This is a genomic window from Thalassospira sp. CH_XMU1448-2 (genome assembly GCF_037027285.1).
In the GTDB taxonomy this organism is placed as follows: Bacteria; Pseudomonadota; Alphaproteobacteria; order Rhodospirillales; family Thalassospiraceae; genus Thalassospira; species Thalassospira profundimaris_C.
Genome location: NZ_JAYMEA010000002.1, coordinates 1077782 through 1099860 on the forward strand (window position 1 = coordinate 1077782; position 22079 = coordinate 1099860).

General features: G+C 55.0%; 18 protein-coding genes. 4 read left to right on the forward strand and 14 right to left on the reverse strand.

What is annotated here, in order from left to right; translation table 11 throughout:
* Nucleotides 1–37 precede the first annotated feature (37 nt).
* A complete protein-coding gene (locus WA318_RS12385) occupies nt 38–1765 on the reverse strand; it encodes a thiamine pyrophosphate-requiring protein (protein ID WP_336081428.1) in 1728 nt (575 codons plus the stop codon).
* 161 nt (nt 1766–1926) lie between these two features.
* Here WA318_RS12385 and WA318_RS12390 point away from each other — a divergent pair, with 161 nt between their 5' ends.
* A complete protein-coding gene (locus tag WA318_RS12390; protein WP_336081430.1) occupies nt 1927–2688 on the forward strand; it encodes an IclR family transcriptional regulator in 762 nt (253 codons plus the stop codon).
* Nucleotides 2689–2696: 8 nt separating this feature from the next.
* On the opposite strand, the gene WA318_RS12395 is transcribed toward WA318_RS12390, so the two are convergent.
* A complete protein-coding gene (locus WA318_RS12395; protein WP_336081431.1) occupies nt 2697–3713 on the reverse strand; it encodes an AraC family transcriptional regulator in 1017 nt (338 codons plus the stop codon).
* Nucleotides 3714–3822: 109 nt separating this feature from the next.
* Here WA318_RS12395 and WA318_RS12400 point away from each other — a divergent pair, with 109 nt between their 5' ends.
* Nucleotides 3823–5040 carry an MFS transporter gene (locus WA318_RS12400; protein ID WP_336081433.1) on the forward strand — a complete coding sequence of 406 codons (1218 nt, stop codon included), beginning with the start codon at nt 3823–3825 and terminating at the stop codon, nt 5038–5040.
* 205 nt (nt 5041–5245) lie between these two features.
* Here WA318_RS12400 and araD1 read toward each other — a convergent pair whose 3' ends face one another.
* Both araD1 and WA318_RS12410 read right to left on the reverse strand, forming a co-directional pair.
* Nucleotides 5246–6235: an AraD1 family protein gene (gene araD1 / locus WA318_RS12405; protein WP_114097232.1), complete on the reverse strand. Its 990-nt coding sequence runs from the start codon at nt 6233–6235 to the stop codon at nt 5246–5248.
* A gap of 59 nt (nt 6236–6294) precedes the next feature.
* Nucleotides 6295–7068 carry an SDR family NAD(P)-dependent oxidoreductase gene (locus WA318_RS12410; protein ID WP_114097231.1) on the reverse strand — a complete coding sequence of 258 codons (774 nt, stop codon included), beginning with the start codon at nt 7066–7068 and terminating at the stop codon, nt 6295–6297.
* A gap of 547 nt (nt 7069–7615) precedes the next feature.
* Between WA318_RS12410 and WA318_RS12415 the strand changes: the two genes are divergently transcribed.
* The gene (locus WA318_RS12415; protein WP_114097230.1) at nt 7616–8362 is read left to right on the forward strand and encodes a FadR/GntR family transcriptional regulator; all 747 of its coding nucleotides are present in this window, start codon (nt 7616–7618) and stop codon (nt 8360–8362) included.
* 141 nt (nt 8363–8503) lie between these two features.
* Here the strand turns inward: WA318_RS12415 and yjfF are convergent, their stop codons facing one another.
* The 4 genes from yjfF to WA318_RS12435 all read right to left on the reverse strand — a co-directional run bounded on the left by yjfF (nt 8504) and on the right by WA318_RS12435 (nt 13139).
* A complete protein-coding gene (gene yjfF / locus WA318_RS12420; RefSeq protein ID WP_114097229.1) occupies nt 8504–9481 on the reverse strand; it encodes a galactofuranose ABC transporter, permease protein YjfF in 978 nt (325 codons plus the stop codon).
* Entirely contained in the window at nt 9471–10487 is a 1017-nt protein-coding gene (locus WA318_RS12425; RefSeq protein WP_258548638.1) for an ABC transporter permease, read from the reverse strand. Before WA318_RS12425 ends, yjfF begins: the two co-directional genes overlap by 11 nt.
* Before the next feature lie 41 nt (nt 10488–10528).
* Nucleotides 10529–12052: a sugar ABC transporter ATP-binding protein gene (locus WA318_RS12430; RefSeq protein WP_336081441.1), complete on the reverse strand. Its 1524-nt coding sequence runs from the start codon at nt 12050–12052 to the stop codon at nt 10529–10531.
* Nucleotides 12053–12191: 139 nt separating this feature from the next.
* On the reverse strand, nt 12192–13139 hold the full coding sequence (locus WA318_RS12435) for an ABC transporter substrate-binding protein (RefSeq protein ID WP_220150283.1): 948 nt from the start codon (nt 13137–13139) through the stop codon (nt 12192–12194).
* A gap of 165 nt (nt 13140–13304) precedes the next feature.
* Between WA318_RS12435 and WA318_RS12440 the strand changes: the two genes are divergently transcribed.
* Nucleotides 13305–14354, forward strand: coding sequence for an aldose epimerase family protein (locus WA318_RS12440; protein ID WP_336081446.1), 1050 nt, complete (start codon nt 13305–13307; stop codon nt 14352–14354).
* A gap of 55 nt (nt 14355–14409) precedes the next feature.
* Here the strand turns inward: WA318_RS12440 and WA318_RS12445 are convergent, their stop codons facing one another.
* The 6 genes from WA318_RS12445 to WA318_RS12470 all read right to left on the reverse strand — a co-directional run bounded on the left by WA318_RS12445 (nt 14410) and on the right by WA318_RS12470 (nt 21916).
* Nucleotides 14410–16359, reverse strand: a complete 1950-nt coding sequence (locus tag WA318_RS12445; RefSeq protein WP_336081448.1) for a DUF2207 domain-containing protein — start codon at nt 16357–16359, stop codon at nt 14410–14412.
* 83 nt (nt 16360–16442) lie between these two features.
* On the reverse strand, nt 16443–17063 hold the full coding sequence (locus WA318_RS12450) for a LemA family protein (protein ID WP_258548636.1): 621 nt from the start codon (nt 17061–17063) through the stop codon (nt 16443–16445).
* Nucleotides 17064–17181: 118 nt separating this feature from the next.
* Nucleotides 17182–18765: a gamma-glutamyltransferase family protein gene (locus tag WA318_RS12455; RefSeq protein ID WP_336081451.1), complete on the reverse strand. Its 1584-nt coding sequence runs from the start codon at nt 18763–18765 to the stop codon at nt 17182–17184.
* 129 nt (nt 18766–18894) lie between these two features.
* Nucleotides 18895–20220 (reverse strand): TRAP transporter large permease, encoded by a 1326-nt coding sequence (locus WA318_RS12460; RefSeq protein WP_336081454.1) that lies wholly within the window; start codon nt 20218–20220, stop codon nt 18895–18897.
* Nucleotides 20221–20226: 6 nt separating this feature from the next.
* Entirely contained in the window at nt 20227–20796 is a 570-nt protein-coding gene (locus WA318_RS12465; RefSeq protein WP_336081455.1) for a TRAP transporter small permease subunit, read from the reverse strand.
* A 1-nt stretch (nt 20797) separates the two neighbouring features.
* Nucleotides 20798–21916 (reverse strand): TRAP transporter substrate-binding protein, encoded by a 1119-nt coding sequence (locus WA318_RS12470; protein WP_181850164.1) that lies wholly within the window; start codon nt 21914–21916, stop codon nt 20798–20800.
* Nucleotides 21917–22079: the final 163 nt, after the last annotated feature.

A 22079-nucleotide genomic window follows, 5' to 3' on the forward strand; every position in this document is an offset into this window, starting at 1 on the left:
CGACACCCGCATTCTTTTCCGTTACGGCATTGTGGTCTTACGGCGCAATCGTTACCTCGACCAGCGCATGGGTACGCTTGGTGTCGATATGTTTGATGGCATCGCGCAGAATACCCGGAAGGTCCTCGGGACGCTTGGCCTTGGCCACCCAGGCACGGCTGGCTTCGGCAACCTTGGTGAAATCCGGGCTGGGTTTAAGGGCGGTCAGCGGCATCTCATTGGTTTTGGCCGCATAGCCATTGGGATACATCCCCGCCACCGACTGGCGCACCGCGCCCCATTCATTGTTATTGAGAACAAGGATCAGGATCGGAAGTTCAAGCGCCTCGGCGATCTGATGACACGCCGTCGGGTTGGCAAACATGTAGGAACCATCGCCCATGGTCGCGACGACCAGCTTGTCCTTATCCGCAAGCTGATAGCCCATCGATGCCGGGAATGACCAACCAAGACCACCGGAATGCGGTTCCTGATACCAGCTGCTATGTTCCGAAAGCGAAAGCGGTTCAAGCGGGCAGCCAAGCTCGGAAAACACGGTGGCCGAGCGCCCGGCAATCGCCTCGGACAGGCAGCGCGACACATAGGCCTTGGTCATCGGATCCACCGCCCCGGCATCGGCGGCTGCCAGCGCCTTTTTGCGGGTTTCGGCATTGATCGCGGCAACCTTGCCACGGCGATCGGCGCAAACGGCCCCATGATCGGCATGACGGCGATCCATGGCTTCTGCCAGCATCATGATCACATCACCGGTTTCGCCCACAAGCGACAGGTCGGCGGCAAAATTACGGCCGGGGAAACGCGAATAAAGCGGGTTCTGACCGATCTGCACAACCTTGCAATCCGGGCGCAACGCATGAATTTCCGGTGACCAGGGTGCCAGGCAATCAATCACCACCACCGCATCGGCATCCTTAAGCCAGGGTGCCGGATCCATCCCGGCAAACATCGGATGTTCGGTGCCAATGGCAAGCTGGATCGCCCAGTATTGCACCACCGGAATACCCCACTGATCCACAAGGCCCGACAAACGACCAAAGGCCTCGGCTGTACCTGTCCCGCGCTGGGCAATGATCACCGGGTTTTTGGCATTGGCAATAATGTCGGCGGCTGCCTCGACACTGGCTTGCGGCGGGGCAACCGGGACCGGCTGCATGCGAAGCGGCCCGTCAATCTCGTCGCCCGGGCAGGGTTCGCACAGAACTTCACGCGGCAGGCTGACATAAACCGGCCCCTTGGGCACGGATGATGCGATGGCATAGGCACGATCAACGACTTCGGGCACCTGTTCGGGGAACTTCAGTTCATATTCCCATTTGGAGCTTTCACGCACCAGTGCTGCCTGATCGCGCATTTCCTGACCCCAGCCAATCGGAACGGTGCGCGCGCCAAGACGGCCTTTTTCCATCACGGGTGTTCTGCCCGACATCAGAACGACCGGCACATGTTCGGTCGCGGCATTGATCGCCCCGATTGCACAATTGGCAAGACCGACATTGGTATGCGCCATGACCGCCTGCGTTTTCCCGGTCGCAAGGTAATAGCCATGCGCCATGCCCATCGCCGCATTTTCGTGCGGCATGATCAGCGCATTGGGAAGATCGATATCCTTTGCTGCGGCTTCGGCCAGACCCTCGATGATCGGCGGAAAATCGGTGCCGGAATTGGCAAAAATATAATCAATCCCGATGGCCTTCATACGGGCCAGGACCGCCCCACCGGCGGTCAGGGTGATTTGACCGGAAGTTTCATGCGTATCTTTTGTCATCAGACGCCTCTTGTTTTTTACGCTCAATATTTCTATATTTGAAATATGATTTATAATATAGTTTATTATTGAAACCCGGGCGTCGTCAAGCATGACATCCGGCCAATCAGCTTTGCACTATCACCAATCACACCAGCCACTACATCAGGCAGCGGAACATCATGACCAGTCAGCTCAACGGTTCGGTCCTTAAGGCCTTCAAAATTCTGGATCTGTTTGCAGCGGGAAAGACCGAACTCACCGCAAAGGAAACCGCCGATGCGCTTGACATCAACATGATCACCGCACATCGCTTTTTGCACACGCTGGTCCATGCCGGTGCGCTTCGCGCCACATCACGCGGGGTCTTCCGTTTGGGATATATGTTTGCCGATCTGGGCGAGCGGGTTTTGCATGACGGCAATCTGCCGACCCTGCTGCAGCCAATCCTTGATCAGCTGGCGCGTGACACCGGCGAGGCCTGCATGGCGACCGAATTTGATCGCGATATGGCGATCTGCATCGCCAAGGCCCTGCCCGACCGGCCGCTTTATGTGGATATCCGGATTGGTTCGAAACTTGATGCCTTTTGCACCGCCCATGGCAAATTGTGGCTGGCCCATATGAGCGATGAAGATCAGGACCGCTATTTCAAAAATGCCACCCTGACCGGCATGACCGATCACACCATCACCGATCTTGACACCCTGAAGTCCGAACTTGCGGCCATCCGCGCACAGGGATTTTCCACCAACAATGGCGAACGCGAAAATGACATCTACGCCATCGCCGTTCCGATCACGACCCAGCATGGCAAGATGATATCGGCCCTGTCGGTATTTGGCGCGTCACCGGCAACGCTTGATCAGAACCGCAAATCTTATCTGGGCTACCTGCAATCAGCCGCACTTTCAGCCCGTAACGCCCTTTATGGTGCAGCGTAATCCACCCTTTATAGGGCAGCATAATCTGCCCTGCGCACCGCACCGGGTGACATACCCGTGGTGCGCTTGAATGCCCGGCTGAATGCCGCGACCGAGGCATAACCCAGCCGATCAGCAACTTCGTCCAGAGACAGGTTATCACGCCCGATCCACTGACTGGCCAGACGCATGCGCAGATTGGTCAGATATTGTTGCGGGGTTGCCTTGGTCAGTTCAACAAACCGTTCGGCAAAGACCGAACGTGACATCCCCATTTCAGACGCCATATCGGCCACCGACCAGTTCCGCCCCGGTTCCTTGTGAAGGGCCGCCAGAAGCCTTGCCAGCTTGGGATCACGCACTGCCTCGACCCAGCCACACACATCACAGCCCGCCTCGACCCAGCGCCTGAGAATGGCGGCGGCCACAACATCGGCAAGCCGGGTCAGGATCACGCCATAGCCCGGACGTTTTGCCCGAAGTTCGGCTGTCATGACATCAAGGATCGCCGGGATTTGCGGATCATGATCGGGTACGGTTTCGATATGCATCAGTTCCGGCTTGAGATGGGCCAGCGGGTGCAACCAGCCCAGATCAAACTCCATCGCACAACTGAAAATCAGGTTGTCCTTTGACCGGCAAACATCGGCCTCACAAGCCCTGATTTCCGATGCCGCATCACATAAAGGTGCCTTTTCAAAGGTATCCACACTGCGAAGTGCAACGCCATCTTCGCTGTAAAGGTCGTGAATACCCGCGCAGGGCAACAACACCGCATCCCCACAGCCCAGAACATGGACCGCCCCGCTTTTGGTGCGCAGATGGACATTGCCCTGCCCGATGAAATGAAACCATGCACGGCCATCATCGACATCCTCGCCAAAGCGCAGGCCATAGGGGGTCGAAATCTCGATCCGGCGATAGTCAAGACCGCGCAGGCGCACCCCCGAAAGAAGCTCATTGACCATGTCGTGACCAGCCGCATTGAAAGGGCCTCCGATATGGTCTGACGGGCTGTTAAATGCGGTATTTGCGATGGGCGACATGATATTCCGGACGATTGATCAATCAATTCAGACAAACTGTCATAGATCGTCCGGGCGGTCCAGACTATTTTGGGTGCAACGCAAAAACACAAACTCAAAGGACTTCCCCATGAGTGAACCACAATCAGGCACCCGGCCCGCGCAGACGCCCTCCGTCGCGCCAGCGCCCGCCGCATGGGCTGCCGTCATATCCATGACACTCGGGGTCTTCGGACTGGTCACAGCCGAATTCCTCCCGGTCAGCCTGCTGACCCCGATTGCATACGACCTTCACGTCTCCGAAGGTCTGGCAGGACAGGCCATTTCGGCCACGGCCTTTCTCGCGCTGATCACAAGCCTTCTGATTGCGACCGTGACCCGCCGTTTTGACCGGCGCGATGTCTTGCTGAGCTTCTCGATCTTGCTGGTGATTTCAAGCGTCATGGTCGCCATGGCCGAAAGCTTTGCTTTCCTGTTGCTCGGCCGTGTTCTTTTGGGCATTGCCCTTGGCGGTTTCTGGACCATGTCGGCGGCCACCATCATGCGACTGGTGCCTGAAAAACAGGTACCGCGCGCCCTTGCCATCATGTTCAGTGGCGTTTCTGCTGCCACGGTCTTTGCCGCCCCGGTTGGCAGCTTCCTTGGCGACATTATAAGCTGGCGCGCAGTGTTCCTGCTGGCCGCAGGCATTGGTGTGATCACCTTTATCGTGCAGTTCGCCACCCTGCCATCCCTGCCACCGCGCGGACGGGCGTCACTTCGCACCCTTGTTGACCTGATCAATCGTCCGGGCATGAAGTTTGGCCTGTTTTCACTGGTCATCATCATCACCGGTCACTTTGCCCTGTTCACCTATGTCCGGCCGTTCCTTGAAAATGTGACGGGTGTGGCAACGGCGGGTGTTTCCGGCGTGCTGCTGGGCTTCGGGCTTGCCAATTTTATCGGCACCCATCTGGCAGGGGCGCTGATCGCCCGTTCGCTTCGCATGACCATCGCCCTGATGCCGCTTGTCATGGGGCTTGCGACCCTTGGCATGGTGATGATCAATGGCGCACTCACTCCGACCATCGTTCTTGTTGCGATCTGGGGTGCAGCATTTGGCGGCGTCCCGGTTGCCTGGTCAACCTGGATCACCCGCACGGTTCCTGACGAAGCCGAGAGCGGCGGCGGCCTTGTTGTCGCGGGCTTCCAGACCGCAATTGCCAGCGGTGCGGTTCTTGGCGGACTTCTGGTCGATTTCACGGGTGCCATGGGTGTGTTTGCCGTTGGCGGCACCGTCCTGATCGTTGCATCCATCGTTGTGACCATGGTGCTCCGCCCTGCCCCCGCCGTAAGCGAACAGACCTGACCCCGCTTCGCGTCACCACCGCAAAACATCAAAACAAAGGGCAGCGTTTCAAATGCTGCCCTTTGACATTTCTCCCAACATTCATTGGCACGTACCAAGATGCGCAAAAGAAAACCCCGGCACATTGCTGCGCCGGGGGAGTTCGTGTCGTTCGGAGGGAGACGAGGCTTTTACGCCCCTTGGAATTACGAGAATTCCCGAAACATCAGATGGTTTTGATCACCACCGGACGTTCCGCCTGAACTTTCAGGCGGTTGCGAATGGCACGCCCGAAGGGTGCAGCTTCGATTTCAAATTCATCGCCATCCTGCGTTTTGATGCCATCGGCAAAGGACAGCGTCGCGGTACCAAAGAAATGCGCATGCACATCGCCCGGACGGCAGAACAGGTCATATTTGAAATGATGATATTCGAGGTTAGCCAGGCTGTGCGACATATTGTCTTCGCCGCTCAGGAACGGCTTTTCCCAGATCACCTTGCCATCACGATACAGGCGCGAGGTGCCTTCGACATGGCTGGGCAGATCGCCCAGCAGCAATTCCGGCCCCATCGAGCATGCGCGCAGTTTTGAATGCGCCAGATAAAGATAGTTCTGGCGTTCCATGACATGGTCGGAAAACTCGTTACCAATCGCGAAGCCGATACGCACCGGATTGCCATCCTGATCAATGACATAGATCGCAGCAATTTCGGGTTCTTCACTGCCATCAAGGGCAAAGGACGGGCTCGGAATATCCGCGCCCGGATTGGCAACAACCGAACCATCGCCCTTATAGAACCATTCGGGCTGAACGCCCTTCTGACCGGCGGCCGGTTTGCCACCCTCAACCCCCATGCGGAACATCTTCATGGAATCGGTTTCGTCAGCCGCCTTGTTGTCGGCCTTGTGCATGTTCGCACGTGCGGATGCCGACCCCAGATGGGTAAGGCCGGTGCCCGTCACCAGAAAATGTGCCGGATCGGCATGGGTGATCGGCGCTAAAAGGCGGCCTTCGGATGCAATTGCATTATAGTCGAGGCGTTCCTCGCCCATGCGGGCCTTGGCGGCCTCGATCATGGTGACCCCTTGCGCAATCGCGATCCCCGCCAGTTCGCGGGTGGTCGCAACACCGGTCAGGGCAATCAGGGTATCCTGATCTTCGACAACGGCAACATGCTGGGCGCCAGCGGTATCCTTGTATTGAACCAGTCTCATGAAAATTCGTCCCGAGTGATCTTTGTCTGTGCGTGAATGTCGTGCTGGCGGGTCTGTGATCAGACCCAGCCACCATCGACGATAAAGTTCTGGGCGGTAACCATCCGGCTTTCATCGGAAATCAGGAACAGCGCCATGCGCGCGATATCCTGTGGCATCACCTTGTTCTTAAGGCACTGGCGCTCGTCGATTTCGCGCTCGGCCGCCTCGTCAACCCAAAGATCAAGCTGGCGCTGGGTCATGACCCAGCCCGGAACCAGCGTATTGACCCGGATATGATCCTTGCCCAGATCACGCGCCATGCCGCGCGTCAGGCCATGGGTTGCTGCCTTGGCCGTGGTATAGCCGGGCATGCCGCCCTGCCCCATCATCCAGCTGACAGAACCGAAATTGATGATCGCGCCGCCACCGTTTTGCTGCATCATCGGGGCAACGGCCTGAATGGCAAAGAAGGACGGGCGAATATTGATTGCCTGGCGTTCATCCCAGTATTCCGGGGTCACGTCCTGCCATTTATGACGGGTATCGTTCGCCGCATTGTTCAAAAGCCCGGTGATCGGGCCATTGATCTCGGCTGCCCTGGCGATCGCCGCGCGCAAGGCGTCAACATCGGTCAGGTCGCATTTGATAAAGACCGGCGCATTGCGCGCATCCTTTGACAATTTTTCAACAAGCGCTGCGCCCGCATCTTCCATGATGTCGACAAAGGCGACTTTCGCGCCCTGTTCAACAAAGGCGGTCACAATCGCCTCGCCAATGCCCGATGCGCCACCGGTGATAAACACCGACTTGTCTTCAAGGCTGGTATAGTGTGTCGGCATGCGATCAGACATGATCGTTGCTTCTCCCGTCGTCTGGTTTCTCTTTGTTTCTCTTTCGGCCCGGACACAGGGACTCCGCCCCGCACGGTCCGTTTCTCTATTCAAAATTATCAGAAATTGCATCAATCCCGAATATGTGCAGCGCAAAAGACAAAAGCCCCGAAGGGCAGATTGCTGCCTGCAATTTTTACCGGTTTGGCATCGGGCTCAGCAGTCCGGCTGTTTCGCCCCGCTCGTATTCATGATGCTTCCTCCTGAAAATTATGCTTTTTAATTCTTCATACAATAACATTAATGATCAGGATATCCGGGCCTGTCAAGCGACAAACGGGTGAAGTGAGTTCTTTCGATCTGCCGCATGGTAGTCTATAACTTCGTGACCTTTGGCATCCCGTTCGGCTGACCTCCTCCCTCTCCGAATTAATTATATGCTTTGCAACACAAAGCCTTGATGGGGTCAGATAAGTTGCCCTCGAAATTAATTCATATTATATGAATAATTGCAAAGCGGGCCTTTTGCCTTTTTGTTTACCAATAAGGCCATGCCGGAGGGAATTTAATGTCGTCCATGTCGAGAACCTATGCCAAACGCAGCCTGCACAGCATTGTTGCGCACGATTTGGGAGCCCGGATTGTTTCGGGCCAGCTGGCACCGGGTGATGTGCTTCCGACCGAGGCGGCCTTAAGTGAATCCCTTGATGTATCGCGCACGGCCCTGCGCGAGGCGATCAAAATTCTATCGGCCAAGGGCCTGATCGAAAGCCGCCCCAAAACCGGTACACGCGTCAAGCCACGCTCAAGCTGGAACCTGCTGGATCCCGATGTTCTGTCCTGGCACTTCCCGGACCCGGACCCGGCATTCCTTTATGGCCTGTTTGAAACCCGCATGATTATCGAGCCGAACACCGCCGCCATGGCCGCCGAACGTGCGACCGAAGAACAGCTTGCCCTGATCGAAGCGGCCTATACCGGCATGGAAAATGCCGAACTGGGTACAGACGCGGTCTATATGACCGACCTTGCCTTTCATCAGGCGATCCTTGATGCGTCGGGCAATGATTTCATGAAATCGTTTGGCATGTTGATCGAAACGGCGCTCATCGGGTCGTTCCGCCTGTCGTCAGGCGGCCCAAAGGCCCATGTCAAATCCCTTCCGGATCATCTGGCCGTCTATAAGGCCATCGCCCAGCGAGAACCGGGCGACGCCCGCGAAGCCATGCGCCGCCTTCTGCGCGGCACCATGCGCCAGTTGCGCCAGCAACTTGGCATGTCGGTCGAACATGACTGGGACCAGATCGGGCTGTAATACCGGCTGCATTCCACCCGATAAAAATGCTGCGCGATGACCGCAGCATTTTTTGTTTGTGCGTTCCGGATCGCACATAAAAGAACAGGCACCCGATGGGTGCCTGTTTGCATGGATATGGATACAGACTTGCGATCCGGATCACGTCGTCCCGGCCCGCATCCCCGAGAAGGACCGGGTGATCAGACGTTGCAGGACGATAAAGCCAAACAGCAAGGCACCAATCATGATCTTGGTCCACCAGCTGTTAAGCGATCCGTCAAAGGCGATCAGGGTCTGGATAACCCCCATGATGATCCCGCCAAAGAACGTTCCCATCACAAAGCCCATCCCGCCGGTCAGAAGCGTCCCGCCAATCACCACAGCGGCAATCGCGTCAAGCTCGACCCCGACAGCTGCCAGCGGATAGGCCGATGCGGTATAGAACGCAAAGACCACACCTGAAAGCGCACTGAAGAAACCCGACAGGGTGTAAACGCGAATGATGGTGCTATGAACCGGAATGCCCAGAAGCTCGGCCGAATGACGGTCGCCGCCAATCGCATAGACATTGCGCCCAAATCGCGTGTAATGGGCAATGACCACCCCGCCAATCACGGTCGCCAGCATCAAAAGTGCTGATGCTGTCAACCAGCCACGGCCGGGCAGCTGGACCTTGAAACCACTGAAAGCCGCAACAAACGGGTGATCAATCGGAACGGAATCCAGATTGATCAGGAAGCAGACCCCGCGCAAAAAGAACATGCCTGCAAGCGTGATGATAAAGGGCTGAATATCGAACTTGGCGATGATGACGCCCATGAAAGCCCCGAACGCCGCACCAACAATCAGCGAAATCAGCGCTGCCATCAGCGGATGCATGCCAAACCCGGTAACCAGTTCGGCCATCAGAACCCCGATAAAGGCGATCATTGACCCGACAGACAGGTCAATCCCGCCCGAAAGAATGACAAATGTCATACCCACGGCGGTAATGATCAAAAAGGCATTATCGGTCAGAAGTGCGCCCAGAACATAGGTATCGGAAAAGGCGCGATGTTCAAAAATCCCGTAACCATACAGCAAGGCCAGAACCGCCAGCGTCGCCAGGATCGGGTAAAAACGTTCATTAATTTTCATCTGCTTTTCCCCGCTTCAAGCGTTCCATCGCCTGCCCGACCAGTTGACGCGATTTTGGTGCCTGCACAAGAAGCACAACCATCACCACTGCTGCCTTGACGATCAGGGTATATTGCGACGGCAAGCCCGACAGAAGAATGCCGGTCGTCAGGGCCTGAATGATCAGAACACCAATCACCGTCATGGCAATAAAGAACCGGCCGCCCATCAGCGATGCACCGCCAATCACAACGGCAAGGATCGCATCAAGTTCAAGCCAAAGCCCGGCATTATTGGCATCCGCCCCGCGAATATCAGCCGCAATAATGATCCCGGCAAAGGCCGAACACAGGCCAGATGCCGCATAGGCCATCAGCTTGATGCCACGTGCATCAATGCCTGCAACCCGGCTGGCGCGTGCGTTGCCACCAACCGACTCAACAAACAGGCCAAGGGCCGTCTTGCGCATGATGAAATAGATCGCGGCAATCACCGCAGCCGCAATGATCACGCGCCAGGGAATACCCAGCAAATAGCCACTGCCAATGGCCTCGAAAAACTCACCATGGAAGGTCACAATCTGACCACCGGTGATCATCTGGGCAATACCACGCCCCGCGACCATCAGGATCAGGGTGGCAATAATCGGCTGAATATCAAGGAACGCAACAAGTACCCCGTTCCACAATCCACACAGCACACCGGCCCCAAGTGCGGCCAGGATAATCACTGCCGGATGCAAATCGGTGTCACGGATCAGAACCGCCATCACCGCCCCGGAAATGGCAATGATCGACCCCACAGAAAGGTCAATCCCGCGCGTCCCGATGACAATCGCCATGCCAACAGCCACAAGTGCTGTTGACGCGCCACGATGAACGACATCGACCAGCGATCCATAAAGATGCCCGTCAACAATGCGGATACTAAAGAAGTCGGGCGAAATCACCCCGATCCCCAGCACAATCAGAACCAGTGCCGCGACCGGGCCGAACCAGGGCCGACTTATCAAAGAAGATGCAGACATGGTGCTGCTTTCCCGTAATTTTTTTTTGTCTTGCAAACTGGTCATCGCGCAATTGCCTCGATGATCTTGTTCTGGGTGATTTCCGCACCCACCAGTTCGGAAACCTTTTCACGATCACGCATCACTGCAACGCGATCGGCAAAGGCGACGATTTCTTCAAGCTCGCTTGAGGCGACCAACAAGGCCAGACCTTCGTCGCAAAGCTCCTTGATCAGTTTGATGATGTCGGCATGCGCACCGACATCAATGCCACGGGTCGGTTCGTCAAGGATCAGAAGGATCGGTTTTGACACCAGCCAGCGCGCCAGAATGACCTTTTGCTGGTTGCCACCACTCAACTGCCCGACCGGTTTTTCACTGTCTGGCGTCGCAATGCCCAATGCCTTGATCATGTCATCGGCAAATTTCTGTTGCTCGGCGCGCGGGATCGGACGTAGCCAACCACGCCGCCCCTGAAGGGCCAGAACAATATTTTCGCGCACACTCAGTTCCGCTACAATACCATCCTGTTTGCGGTCTTCCGGACACAGGCCAAAGCCCGACCGGATCGCATGACGCGGGGATCGCAACATCACCGGTTCCCCGTCAAGGAACACAAGACCACTATCAGCCTTTTGCGTTCCGAATATCAGTTCGGAAAGTTCGGTTCGCCCGGATCCCAGAAGGCCTGCCAGACCAACGATTTCACCGGCCTGAAGATCAAGGGACACCGGTTCAAGCACACGCTTCTTGCCAAGATTCTTGATCTGAATGGTGCGTTTGGGCCCGGAATAGTTACCTTCATCCTGATGACGATGGGCACTGACCTCGGCCAGTTCACGGCCAAGCATGTGATTGATCAGATCAATCTGTGCAAGTTCACTGGTCACAAATGTTCCGACCAGACGTCCGTTGCGCAGAACCGTGATACGATCCGTAACCGCATAGACCTGATCCAGGAAATGGGTCACAAAGACAATACCCAGTCCCTTGTCGCGCAGCTCGCGCATGATGCGAAACAGCGTCTTGATTTCTTCACCGTCAAGCGATGCCGTTGGTTCATCCAAAATCAGAACGCGTGCATCCAGCGCCACGGCGCGTGCGATGGCAACAAGCTGCTGGATCGCCACCGAATAGGATCCAAGCGGCCGGTTCACATCAATATCAAGACCAAGTATCTCCAGTGCCGCCCTGGCATCGGCCTCGGTCTTTTTCCATGAAATCAGGCCAAACTTTCGTGTCTGGCGTTCAAGCATCAGGTTTTCGGCAACCGACAAGGTCGGCACCAGATTGACTTCCTGATAAACTGTCGAAATCCCCAACCCCTGCGCATCGCCCGGATGTTGCGGGTGGATTTCCTCGCCGTCGAGCATAACCGCCCCGGCGTCGCGGGGATGAACCCCAGTAATTACTTTGATCAGGGTGGATTTACCTGCCCCGTTTTCCCCAAGAAGGGCATGAATTTCGCCGCGTTTCAGGTCGAAATCGACATCCTGTAACGCCTTGACGCCGGGAAAGAACTTTCCGGCACCGCGCACCGAAAGAACGATATCTTCCGTCCCTGCAGAAAGTGCGGTGTCTGTCATTGCCTCACCCTCTCCCTGTTATTCAGATTTTTATCCCGATACAGCATGACGCACCCCGGCATGACCGGGGTACGTCATTGCAATGGCAAGCCAGTCGTCCCCGGCGTCACGAACACGTTCATGATGCCGGGTCAGGCTGTTATTTGCTGCGCATTTTGTATTCTTCTGCTGCGGTATCAGGCAGGAAGAGCGGACCATTTGCCTTGATCCATTTCGGAACTTCCTGACCGGCCTTGGCTGCCTTGATGGCATCAAAGGACGGACCACCCAGATGCGGGTTCAGTTCGATGGTAGCATTGGTATCGCCATCGGCCATTGCCTTGAAGATATCAGGAACCGCATCGATCGATACGATCTTGATATCATCACCCGGATTAAGGCCGGCTTCCTTAATCGCCTGGACTGCACCCAGCGCCATGTCATCATTATGTGCATAAACAGCACAGATGTCCTTGCCGCCGTTTTCAGCTTTCAGGAAGCTTTCCATGACTTCCTTGCCGCCCGAGCGGGTGAAGTCACCAGACTGCGAACGGATGATATTGATGCCCGGGAAGTTGGAAATTACCGACTCAAAACCGGCTTTACGGTCGTTTGCAGCAGATGAACCAACAGTTCCCTGCAGTTCAACAACATCGCAAACCGCGTTGGTTTCAGTTGCCAACCAAGCCGCAGCAAGTGCACCCTCGACCACAAAGTCAGATGCGACCTTGGTCAGATAAAGGTCTTCGCTGGCATCTACGCCACGGTCAACCAGAACAACCGGAATACCGGCGTCTTTTGCTTCTTTCAGAACCTGGTCCCAGCCGGTTTCCACCACCGGAGCCAGAAGAATTCCGTCAACACCCTGCGCGATGAATGAACGAACAGCCTTGATCTGGTTTTCCTGCTTCTGCTGAGCATCCGAGAATTTCAGATCAATACCGCGTTTCTCGGCTTCAGCCTTGATCGACGCGGTTTCGGATGTACGCCAGCCGCTTTCAGAACCGATCTGAGAAAAACCAATCATCATTTCGGCATGGGCAGCAAAAGAAAGACCAAGCGCAACGCCAAGCGCTGCAGTCGAAACTGCAAGCTTTGTGAATTTCACCACGATTTCCTCCCTAAGTGTGGTTTATTGCTTAAAAGCCATATAGTATTACAATATGATTTGAAGCCGCTCAACCATATAGTTATTCCAAGGCAGCCCCCATCGCCCACAGCGATTGACAACATGAAATAAACGTAGAAAAATCAAGGATTACGAGAGGATCGAATGCCTGAAAGCCACCACGCACCAGACATGGTAATACCATCGGCACAAACACGTATTTCGGGTAAAAATTCCCCGCGTGTGACGCTTGCGACATCGCAGATTCGCCTTACGGTTTCTGCGCTTGGCGCGCGTATTTGCACCCTTGATTTGTATGAGGATTCGAAACCTGCCCCGACAAACATCGCTGTTGGCCTGTCTGATGATGATGCCTATCTTGCCCAGGACAGCTATATCGGAGCCGTTTGCGGGCGCTATGCCAACCGGATCGAAAATTCCCGCTACACCGATCCGGACGGCCACGAAGTCATGCTTTCTGCCAACGAAGGCGACACCCATCTTCATGGCGGCAAGGACGGCTTTGACCGACGCATCTGGAACGTGTCAGATCAAACGGAAACGAGTGTAGCCTTCCAGCTCACCTCGCCTGACGGTGATCAGGGATATCCGGGCAATATGGTTGCAACCGCGACCTATTCAATCGTTGCACAAAACCGACTTAGGCTTGAAATCACGGCGACCTGTGATGCGCCCTGCCCGGTCAATATGACAAGCCACGCCTATTGGAACCTGACGGGCAAATTCGATCAAACGGCAGCGGACCACGTTTTACAGATCAATGCCGATCAATGGCTTCCGGTCGATGACAAGCTGATCCCTCTTACGGATGCCCGTGGCGTGGCCGGGACCGGTTATGACTTCCGCAGCCCGACCCGCATTTCAGACATGCAGCCCAACGCCGCACAGGGCTTTGATCATAATTTCTGCCTGACCGGTGATCGCGGCACACTGCGCCAAATCGCCACCCTGTCCGATCCTGAAAGCAGCCGTTCGATCAAACTGTTCTCGACCGAGGCCGGGCTACAATTCTACCTTGCCCAGCATTTCAACGAGACGATGAAAACCGAAACCGGCATTCCCCTGCACACATCCGCAGGCATTGCGCTGGAACCCCAGACCTATCCCAACAGCCCCAACCGCACAGACTTCCCAAGCCCCTGGCTCAATCCCGGTGAAACCTATCGCCATGTGATTGAGTGGGAGTTTACCTAAACGAAAAAGCCCCGCATTTGCGGGGCTTTTTTTTTCTGGACACACAACATCGCTATCACCAACCGCCACCGCCGCCACCACCTCGACCGCCGCCGGAAAAGCCGCCACCACCAGATGCAATTCCGGCAGAAGAAATTGTTGGAGCACCGAAAGATACCGCAGCAGCACTTAGCTGGCCGACAGAGCTGCTACTGAAACTGCCTATGTTCTGCCACCCACGACCATCTCTGTACCACGCCGGGTTATATTCCTTGTTCCGACCTTCGGCTTCTGAGGGCAATGAACGCAGATAATCTTCAAACCGCTGCGTCCAGACGTCTTCTGCATCGAGCGCCATAGCAAACGGCAAATGCTTTTCGAAAATCGCAATAGCATCCCCCATTTCACGGTTCATAAAGTTCATTCGGTCCTGCTCCGCCACAGTAAGGTAACGACGATATCCCTCAATCTCGGCATGGAGCTTCAAGAACTCTTGTGTTGGAACTTCCATCCAGATGCGGAACAGGCAGCAGACAACAATAGCAAAAACAGCAACGCATAACGCAACGGGTGACATCGCTCCTAGCAGGATAAAGCCAAAAACCCATGCCGGAGCCATAAATCCCAAACTTACTATAACCAATTTTCCTATCGCCCTTTCGACAGGCTTACCTCGGTCGACAATCCCTACCAGAATTGCCTGCAAAAAATTAAAGATCAGAATTATGGCACCTACGAGCATGATGCTTCCAATCGCAGTACCAATGAAAGATTCGGGATCACGCGCACCAATTACAGGGTCAAGCATAACCACGGCAGCGACGGCCAGTACGGCCATTACAAAACCAATTTTCCAGGGAAAGTCATTACGCACGAAATAACGGGATCTTTGAGCTGCGGAATACCGGTTAAGCAACGAGTTCCGTGCACTTTCAACTTCCTTTCGGTACTCGCGGCCAATGGTGATTTCCTTGACATCCGATTGGCGCAACAACGAGTTCAAGACAGTTTGCTCGTCATCTGGCAGGTCATCGCGCACGCCGGGCAGCTTTGACAGGATGTATTCCCCCTTACCGGTCACACTGATCGTCAGGCATCTCTTTACCGCCAAACTCGTCAACACAACGGCGAATGCCTTGGTTGCGAAATTCTGACCGCCTTTTGCATTGCGCCACAGGAACCCGACTTCTGCTGCTGATCTTCCAACAGGTAGCTCAAACCGAGGTACAACAGTTGGTGCTTTTGGATCCTTGCCAAATTTGCGCCAGGAGAACGTCAGATAAACCAAAAGCAGCAAGCACAAAGTCATGCCGATGAAAATTCCGAGGTTATCGGAAACAAGCTTTCCTACTGCATTGACGAAAGTAGGATGGCTCACATATCCGGATGGCCATGACACCGCAATGGTCAGCCCATCTCCTTTTGACAAGGCAACTGCATTTCTAACTTCTACAAAGTTTCCTGCACCTGACAGGACCTCATAACGGCCCCCCTTCTGGCCTTGGGGTCCAACATATACGGCCAGATCATTGACCTCGGCCCCAACAGGTAGATGAACTTTTGCGTCAACAATATCGATTGAAAACTGCCAGTCATTACCGGTGACGTTCCAGTAAAGCTCGTCGGTACCTTCTCCGAGCGATATCTGATTATTCAGGAAATATGTGATTGTGAACTTGTGCTCACCAATCGACAGGGTGCGCTGTGGATCGCCCATGTAAATCCGTATTGCACCATCCAGCTTTTCCGTATGGTACGGCACGATCCGCCCATCAAGCAAAATACTTTCGATTTGAATATCGGCAAGATCATAGAACTTCAAAGCATTCATCGTAACCAATGGAAAATCACGATAGACACCTCTGTTGATCAGCTCTCCCTGCGCTTCGACATGTATGTCTTCAATGACACGAATGCCGCCGTTTTTCTGGACAAAAACCTCCGATCTGAATGTCGTTATCCGTTCGCCCGACGCGGCCCCGATAGCCTGCGCAAAAACGGAAGCATTGGAGACTATCAGCGTCATGAACACTGCCAACCAAAGCCACAGCCTGATAGCAGGACCGGCATTCATCCAAATGATGGATTTTTTGGACGCCCTAGCAAACATCAATCAAACTTCACGCCAGGCACATGACGCTCAATCGCGTGTTCAACTTCGTAGTAGCTGCCCTCAACAAAGCCAAAACTACCGGCGACGATATTGCTTGGAAACGATTGCACGGCGATATTGAGATCACGTACGGTGCCATTGTAATAGCGTCTCGCCATCTGGATCTGATTTTCCAGCTCAGACAAAGACTGCTGAAGCTCGATGAAGGTCTTGTCCGCCTGCAATTCCGGATAGGCCTCTGCTACGGCAAATATCCGCATCAGCGCAGTCGACATTTGCCCCTCCAATTCCTGCCTTGCATTTGCATCTGACGAACTCGCGTCAGATGTTTTTGCGCGCAACTCAGTCACTTCTTCAAACAACTGCTTTTCGTGCTTTGCATAGCCCTTCACGGTTTCGACAAGATTTGGAACAAGGTTGCTGCGGCGTTTAAGTTGCACGTCAATGCCACTCCAACCCTCGCGGGCTGATTGACGCAGCGACACCAAGCGGTTGTATATGCTCACGCCGTACAGCAGCAGAAGAACAAGAAGAACGGCCAAACCAATAAGGATTGCAGAAAAAGCGCTCACAGCTTTACTTCCTTTACGAACGTTACTGACCTGATCTTCAGGCAATTTTCAGTTTCGTAAAAGGTAGCGAACCGCACCTTAAAAGAAAATGGTTAGTTTAACCGAACCTCAACTCCCACAACCACAACACGAAAGCGTAAAGCTGGCACTGGATCACTTTAAATCAAATGGCCGCAACCGTCCCATCCGCACGCGGATCCGTCGCCCCTTCCATCACGCCATTCGGACGTAACCGGATGCCGCCTGCATGGCCCATCATGTCTTCATAGGGACCAACGACCTCAACCGCGTGACCGGCTGATTTCAGTTTCTCAATCAGGGCCGGATCAAAGCGGTTTTCGAGTTTAAGGGTGGTGGTTTCATCACCCCATGTCTTGCCCAGCAACCAGCGCGGCGCGGTGATTGCTTCCTGCAAATCCTGACCAAACAGGACATTGCGGGTAAAGACGGCTGACTGGGTTTGCGGCTGTCCCTCGCCCCCCATGGTGCCATAGGTCAGAACCGACCCGTCATTCAGGCGCGCCATCGCCGGGTTAAGCGTATGGAACGGCAAGCGACCCGATCCAAGCTGATTGGGGCCATCATGAAGCGTAAAGCTTGCCCCGCGGTTTTGCCACAAAACGCCGGTTTCGGGCACAACGATGCCCGATCCGAATTCCCAGAAGATGCTCTGGATATAGCTTACGGCAACGCCGTTTGAATCAACCGTCCCCATCCAGATGGTATCACCGGGTTTGGCGATATGCGGCCAGGACAGTGCCGTCTTCATAGTGATTTTGGAAGCTTCGCGATCAAGCGTCGCATCAGACAACAAATCCATCGGATCAATGGTCATGCGGTCGGGATCGCCGACATGATTGTTGCGCGCGATAAAGGCGCGCTTGGTCGATTCAATCAGTCCATGGATATGATCAAATCCGTCTGCCGCGCTGACACCAAGACGATCAAACAGGCCAAGGATCATCAATGACGCAACCCCTTGGGTCGGCGGCACCATGTTAAAGACCGTTCCGGCCGAAAGTCTGACCGAAAGCGGTGTCATGACTTTGGCGTGATAGCTTTCCAGATCGGCAAGTGCAATCGGGCTTCCAACCAGCGACAGTCCCTTGGCGTTGCTGCGCGCGACGTCACCGCGATAGAAATCATCCAGTCCGACCTTGCCCAGATGTTCAAGCGTCGCGCCAAGGGCGGGCTGCTTTAACACGTCACCAATTTCGGGAATGCCATTGGCGGCATAGGTCTCAACAAAGCCCGGCACATCCTTAAGATCCGCCATCTTGGTAGTGGTCAGCTCGACCTGGGACTGTGTTACCGGAATGCCGGTTTTGGCATGATGTACGGCATCTTCAAGCAGACGTGCCAGCGGAACCTTGCCACCAAGCCCCTTGGCAATTTCGGCTGCCTTGATCCAGCCACCAATCGCCCCCGCCACCGTCAGTGCGGCAAGCGGCCCGCGTGCCGGGATCGCGGCATGCCCCTGTTCACGATAAAAGTCCGGCGTTGCCGCCCCCGCAGCCGCGCCACAGGCCCGAATGGCAACCGGATCCTTGCCCGGTTCTGCGATCAGCCAGAACCCGTCGCCGCCAATCGCATTCATATGCGGATAGACAACCGCAATGGTGGCGGCTGCGGCAATCATCGCCTCGACCGCGTTTCCGCCGTTGCGCAGGATATCACGCCCGGCCTGTGCGGCCAGATGATGCGGGGCGGTAACCATGCCCCCAAGGGCGGTTCTGGAACGTAACATTGTCTTTCGGCCTCCCTGCCGTAACGCTTCGGACATACCGGGCTTGTTACCCGGCATGTCCGTGACTTTTGTTCATAGCGCCGTTTTGATTTTCAGTTCAGCGGCTTTTCACATCGTAGAATGATTTCATCACCACCCGATCAGATCAGGCAACCAGCTTGTCAGCTCAGGAAAGATAAACAGCAATATAAGGGCAAGCGCCTGAATGCCGATAAACGGTATCACCCCGCGATAGATATCAGTTGTCGACACCGAAGGCGGTGCAACCCCCTTAAGGAAGAACAGCGCCCAGCCAAAGGGAGGTGTGAGGAAGCTCGTTTGCAAATTCATCGCCACCAGAATGGCAAGCCATGCCATGTCGATCCCGCTATTGAGAAATACCGGCAGGAACATCGGAAGCGCGATATAGGAAATCTCGATCCATTCAAGGAAGAAGCCAAGAATAAAGATCACCCCCATCATGAACAGAAGGTTGCCCATATCCCCGCCCGGCACCCATTCAAACATCGCATGAACAAGGCCTTCGCCGCCAAGCCCCCGGAAGGCAAGACCAAAGGGCTGCGCACAGATCAGGATAAAGAACACCATTGCACTGGTGATCAGGGTATCGTGCAGGACTTCGCGCATCACACCAAGGTTTAGCCGACCGGTGAAAAGTGCGAGCAACAAAGCACCAAGTGCCCCCATCGATGCGGCCTCGGTCGGGGCAGCAATACCGCCGACGATTGATCCAAGCACAGCAAACACAAGGGCGAGCGGCGGCAAAACCACCTTAACGATCTTGATCAGCAAATCACGCGAACCGAGTGCATCGCGTTCGTCCTGCGGGATGGCCGGCACCATTTCCGGTTTGAAAATACCAAGCAGCACAAGATAAAGCCCAAGCATCCCGGCAAGGATCAATCCCGGCACCATTGCCGCGGCAAACAGCGTACCAACAGACTCACCCAGAATATCGGCAAGCAGGATCAGAACCAGACTGGGCGGAATGATTTGCCCAAGCGTTCCGGACGCGCAGATCACCCCGCTTGCCACCCCCTTGTCATAGCCGCGATTGATCAGCGGCTGTAGCGATAGCAAACCGACCGTCACAACGGTTGCCCCAACCACGCCCGACGAAGCCCCCATCAGAACCCCGACAATGACAATCGCCAACCCCATGCCACCTTTAAGGCGGCCCATGGCATGGCCGATCACATCAATCAGTTCTTCGGCAAGCTTCGACTTTTCAAGCATCACGCCCATGAAGATGAAAAGCGGCAAGGCAAGCAGCGTATAGTTGGTCACAACCCCGTAGACACGTGCGGGCAACAGGTTAAACAGGCCGGTGCCAAATCCCATAATCCCAAAGGCAAATCCCGAAATCGCAAGCGAGATCGCCACTGGCACACCAAGCACAAGGAAGCCAAAGAAGCCCCCGACCATGCCGATGGCCAGCCATTCATTTCCGGTCATGTCTGATTAGTCTCCTGCACCGCTCTGCGAAACCGCGGCGGGCGTATTATAGGCGGGTGCGTCATCTTCTACGCGGATCTGGCGATAATTCATCAAGGCTTGCGAAATTGCCTGAACAAGCAACAAGCCAAATCCGACAGGAATGAAGGCCTTCAGCAAAAAGCGATATGGCAAGCCCCCCGGATCGGGGGACCCTTCGCCCATCATGATGGATTGTTCGACATAGGGGATCGAAAACCAGATCAATGCCCCGCCAAGAACAGCCATCAGGAGTGCTGAAAACAGGTCAATGATCGCCTGGGCCTTGGGGCCCAGACGTTCATAAAGAAAATCGACCCGCACATGACCGCCATGGCGCATCCCGTAAGCCATGCCCATCAGGGCAATCGGCGACACCAGATGCCATTCAAGCTCCTGCATAGCCACACTTCCGGAGTTAAACAGATAGCGCAGCAACACATTCCCCCCGACCACCAGCACAAGGGCCAGACCACTGATCGCAGCCCCCCATCCGGCTATATCAACAATCAGGCCAAGAACACGGTCGAATAACGGTTCTGTACGGGTCGACTTCATATCAGCTCATCCCGTCTTTGGATGAAATGATGCCGTGATAGGGCTTTTCACTGACAGCGGCCCATTCGTGATGCGTATCACGGAACGCCATGAAGCTTTCATGGACCTTTTTGGTGACCGGATCCTTGGCAGCTTCGGCTTCAAGGGTTTCCTTGGTGATGCCCTTAAGTTTGGTCACCACTTCGTCCGGAAGTGTCTGGGCGGTAACGCCAAAGTTCTCGACCAGATCACGCAGGGCTGCTGCGTTATTGGCTTCGCACCATGAATGGCTGTCAAGGTTGCAGGCCTGTGCCGCGTTCTTGACAATCGCCTGAAGGTCGGCCGGAAGGCTTTCCCAGGCTTTCTGATTGATCAGAAGCTCGGTCACGTTGGACGGCTCATGCCAGCCGGTGGTGTAGTAATATTTTGCGGCCTTCTGCAGACCAAGACGACGATCCTGATAGGGACCGACGAATTCGGCAGCATCAATCACGCCACGTTCCAGTGCCGGGAAGATTTCCCCGCCCGGAAGCAGCTTCACTTCAACACCGATCTGCTGATAGACCTTGCCCGCTAGACCCGGAATACGCATTTTCAGGCCCTTGAAGTCATCAAGGCTTTCAATCGGCTCGCGGAACCAGCCGGTCATCTGAACGCCGGTATTGCCCATCGGGAAGGCAACAAGCCCGTATGGCTTATAAACTTCATGCCACAGATCAAGCCCGCCCGCATGATAAAGCCATGCATTCATGCCCTGGAAGTTCAGGCCGAACGGAACCGTGGTGAAATACTGGGCTGCAAAGATTTTACCTGCCCAGAAATAAGCATTGGCGGCATTCATTTCGACCGTACCGGCCTGAACGGCGTCAAAGCCCTCAAGGGCCGGGATCAGTTCACCCGCGGCGAAATGCTGGATATTGAGACGCCCGTTCGACATCTCCCTTACCCGCGCACAGAAATCTTCCGGGCTGCCCGGACCGGTCACATAAAAGGGCGACCCCGGACCATAGGCATTGGTCATTTTCCAGTTAAAGGTTTCTTCTGCACGCACGATATTTGGTGCTGCGATGACTGCGGCCCCGGTGGCTGCAGCCCCGATTGCCGACTTCGTCAGAAAGTCGCGCCGTTTAACGTTTGTCATTGATGTCTCCCTGATAGAGATAGCTATTTCTATGAAAAGTAATCTCAACGGAATGCAATCCGCATTGTGTATACATCCTGCAACACACATGCCAGTCTATATTTTTCAATTACTTAACAATATTTCGACACATCAATCACCACGCACGATGCATTATTTATGA

What these genes read in the sequence shown, in the direction of transcription:
- WA318_RS12385 (WP_336081428.1), bottom strand. Translation starts at nt 1,765, where the DNA reads ATGACAAAAGATACGCATGAAACTTCCGGTCAAATCACCCTGACCGCC.
- WA318_RS12390 (WP_336081430.1), top strand. Translation starts at nt 1,927, where the DNA reads ATGACCAGTCAGCTCAACGGTTCGGTCCTTAAGGCCTTCAAAATTCTG.
- WA318_RS12395 (WP_336081431.1), bottom strand. Translation starts at nt 3,713, where the DNA reads ATGTCGCCCATCGCAAATACCGCATTTAACAGCCCGTCAGACCATATC.
- WA318_RS12400 (WP_336081433.1), top strand. Translation starts at nt 3,823, where the DNA reads ATGAGTGAACCACAATCAGGCACCCGGCCCGCGCAGACGCCCTCCGTC.
- araD1 (WP_114097232.1), bottom strand. Translation starts at nt 6,235, where the DNA reads ATGAGACTGGTTCAATACAAGGATACCGCTGGCGCCCAGCATGTTGCC.
- WA318_RS12410 (WP_114097231.1), bottom strand. Translation starts at nt 7,068, where the DNA reads ATGTCTGATCGCATGCCGACACACTATACCAGCCTTGAAGACAAGTCG.
- WA318_RS12415 (WP_114097230.1), top strand. Translation starts at nt 7,616, where the DNA reads ATGTCGTCCATGTCGAGAACCTATGCCAAACGCAGCCTGCACAGCATT.
- yjfF (WP_114097229.1), bottom strand. Translation starts at nt 9,481, where the DNA reads ATGAAAATTAATGAACGTTTTTACCCGATCCTGGCGACGCTGGCGGTT.
- WA318_RS12425 (WP_258548638.1), bottom strand. Translation starts at nt 10,487, where the DNA reads ATGTCTGCATCTTCTTTGATAAGTCGGCCCTGGTTCGGCCCGGTCGCG.
- WA318_RS12430 (WP_336081441.1), bottom strand. Translation starts at nt 12,052, where the DNA reads ATGACAGACACCGCACTTTCTGCAGGGACGGAAGATATCGTTCTTTCG.
- WA318_RS12440 (WP_336081446.1), top strand. Translation starts at nt 13,305, where the DNA reads ATGCCTGAAAGCCACCACGCACCAGACATGGTAATACCATCGGCACAA.
- WA318_RS12445 (WP_336081448.1), bottom strand. Translation starts at nt 16,359, where the DNA reads ATGACGCTGATAGTCTCCAATGCTTCCGTTTTTGCGCAGGCTATCGGG.
- WA318_RS12455 (WP_336081451.1), bottom strand. Translation starts at nt 18,765, where the DNA reads ATGTTACGTTCCAGAACCGCCCTTGGGGGCATGGTTACCGCCCCGCAT.
- WA318_RS12460 (WP_336081454.1), bottom strand. Translation starts at nt 20,220, where the DNA reads ATGACCGGAAATGAATGGCTGGCCATCGGCATGGTCGGGGGCTTCTTT.
- WA318_RS12465 (WP_336081455.1), bottom strand. Translation starts at nt 20,796, where the DNA reads ATGAAGTCGACCCGTACAGAACCGTTATTCGACCGTGTTCTTGGCCTG.
- WA318_RS12470 (WP_181850164.1), bottom strand. Translation starts at nt 21,916, where the DNA reads ATGACAAACGTTAAACGGCGCGACTTTCTGACGAAGTCGGCAATCGGG.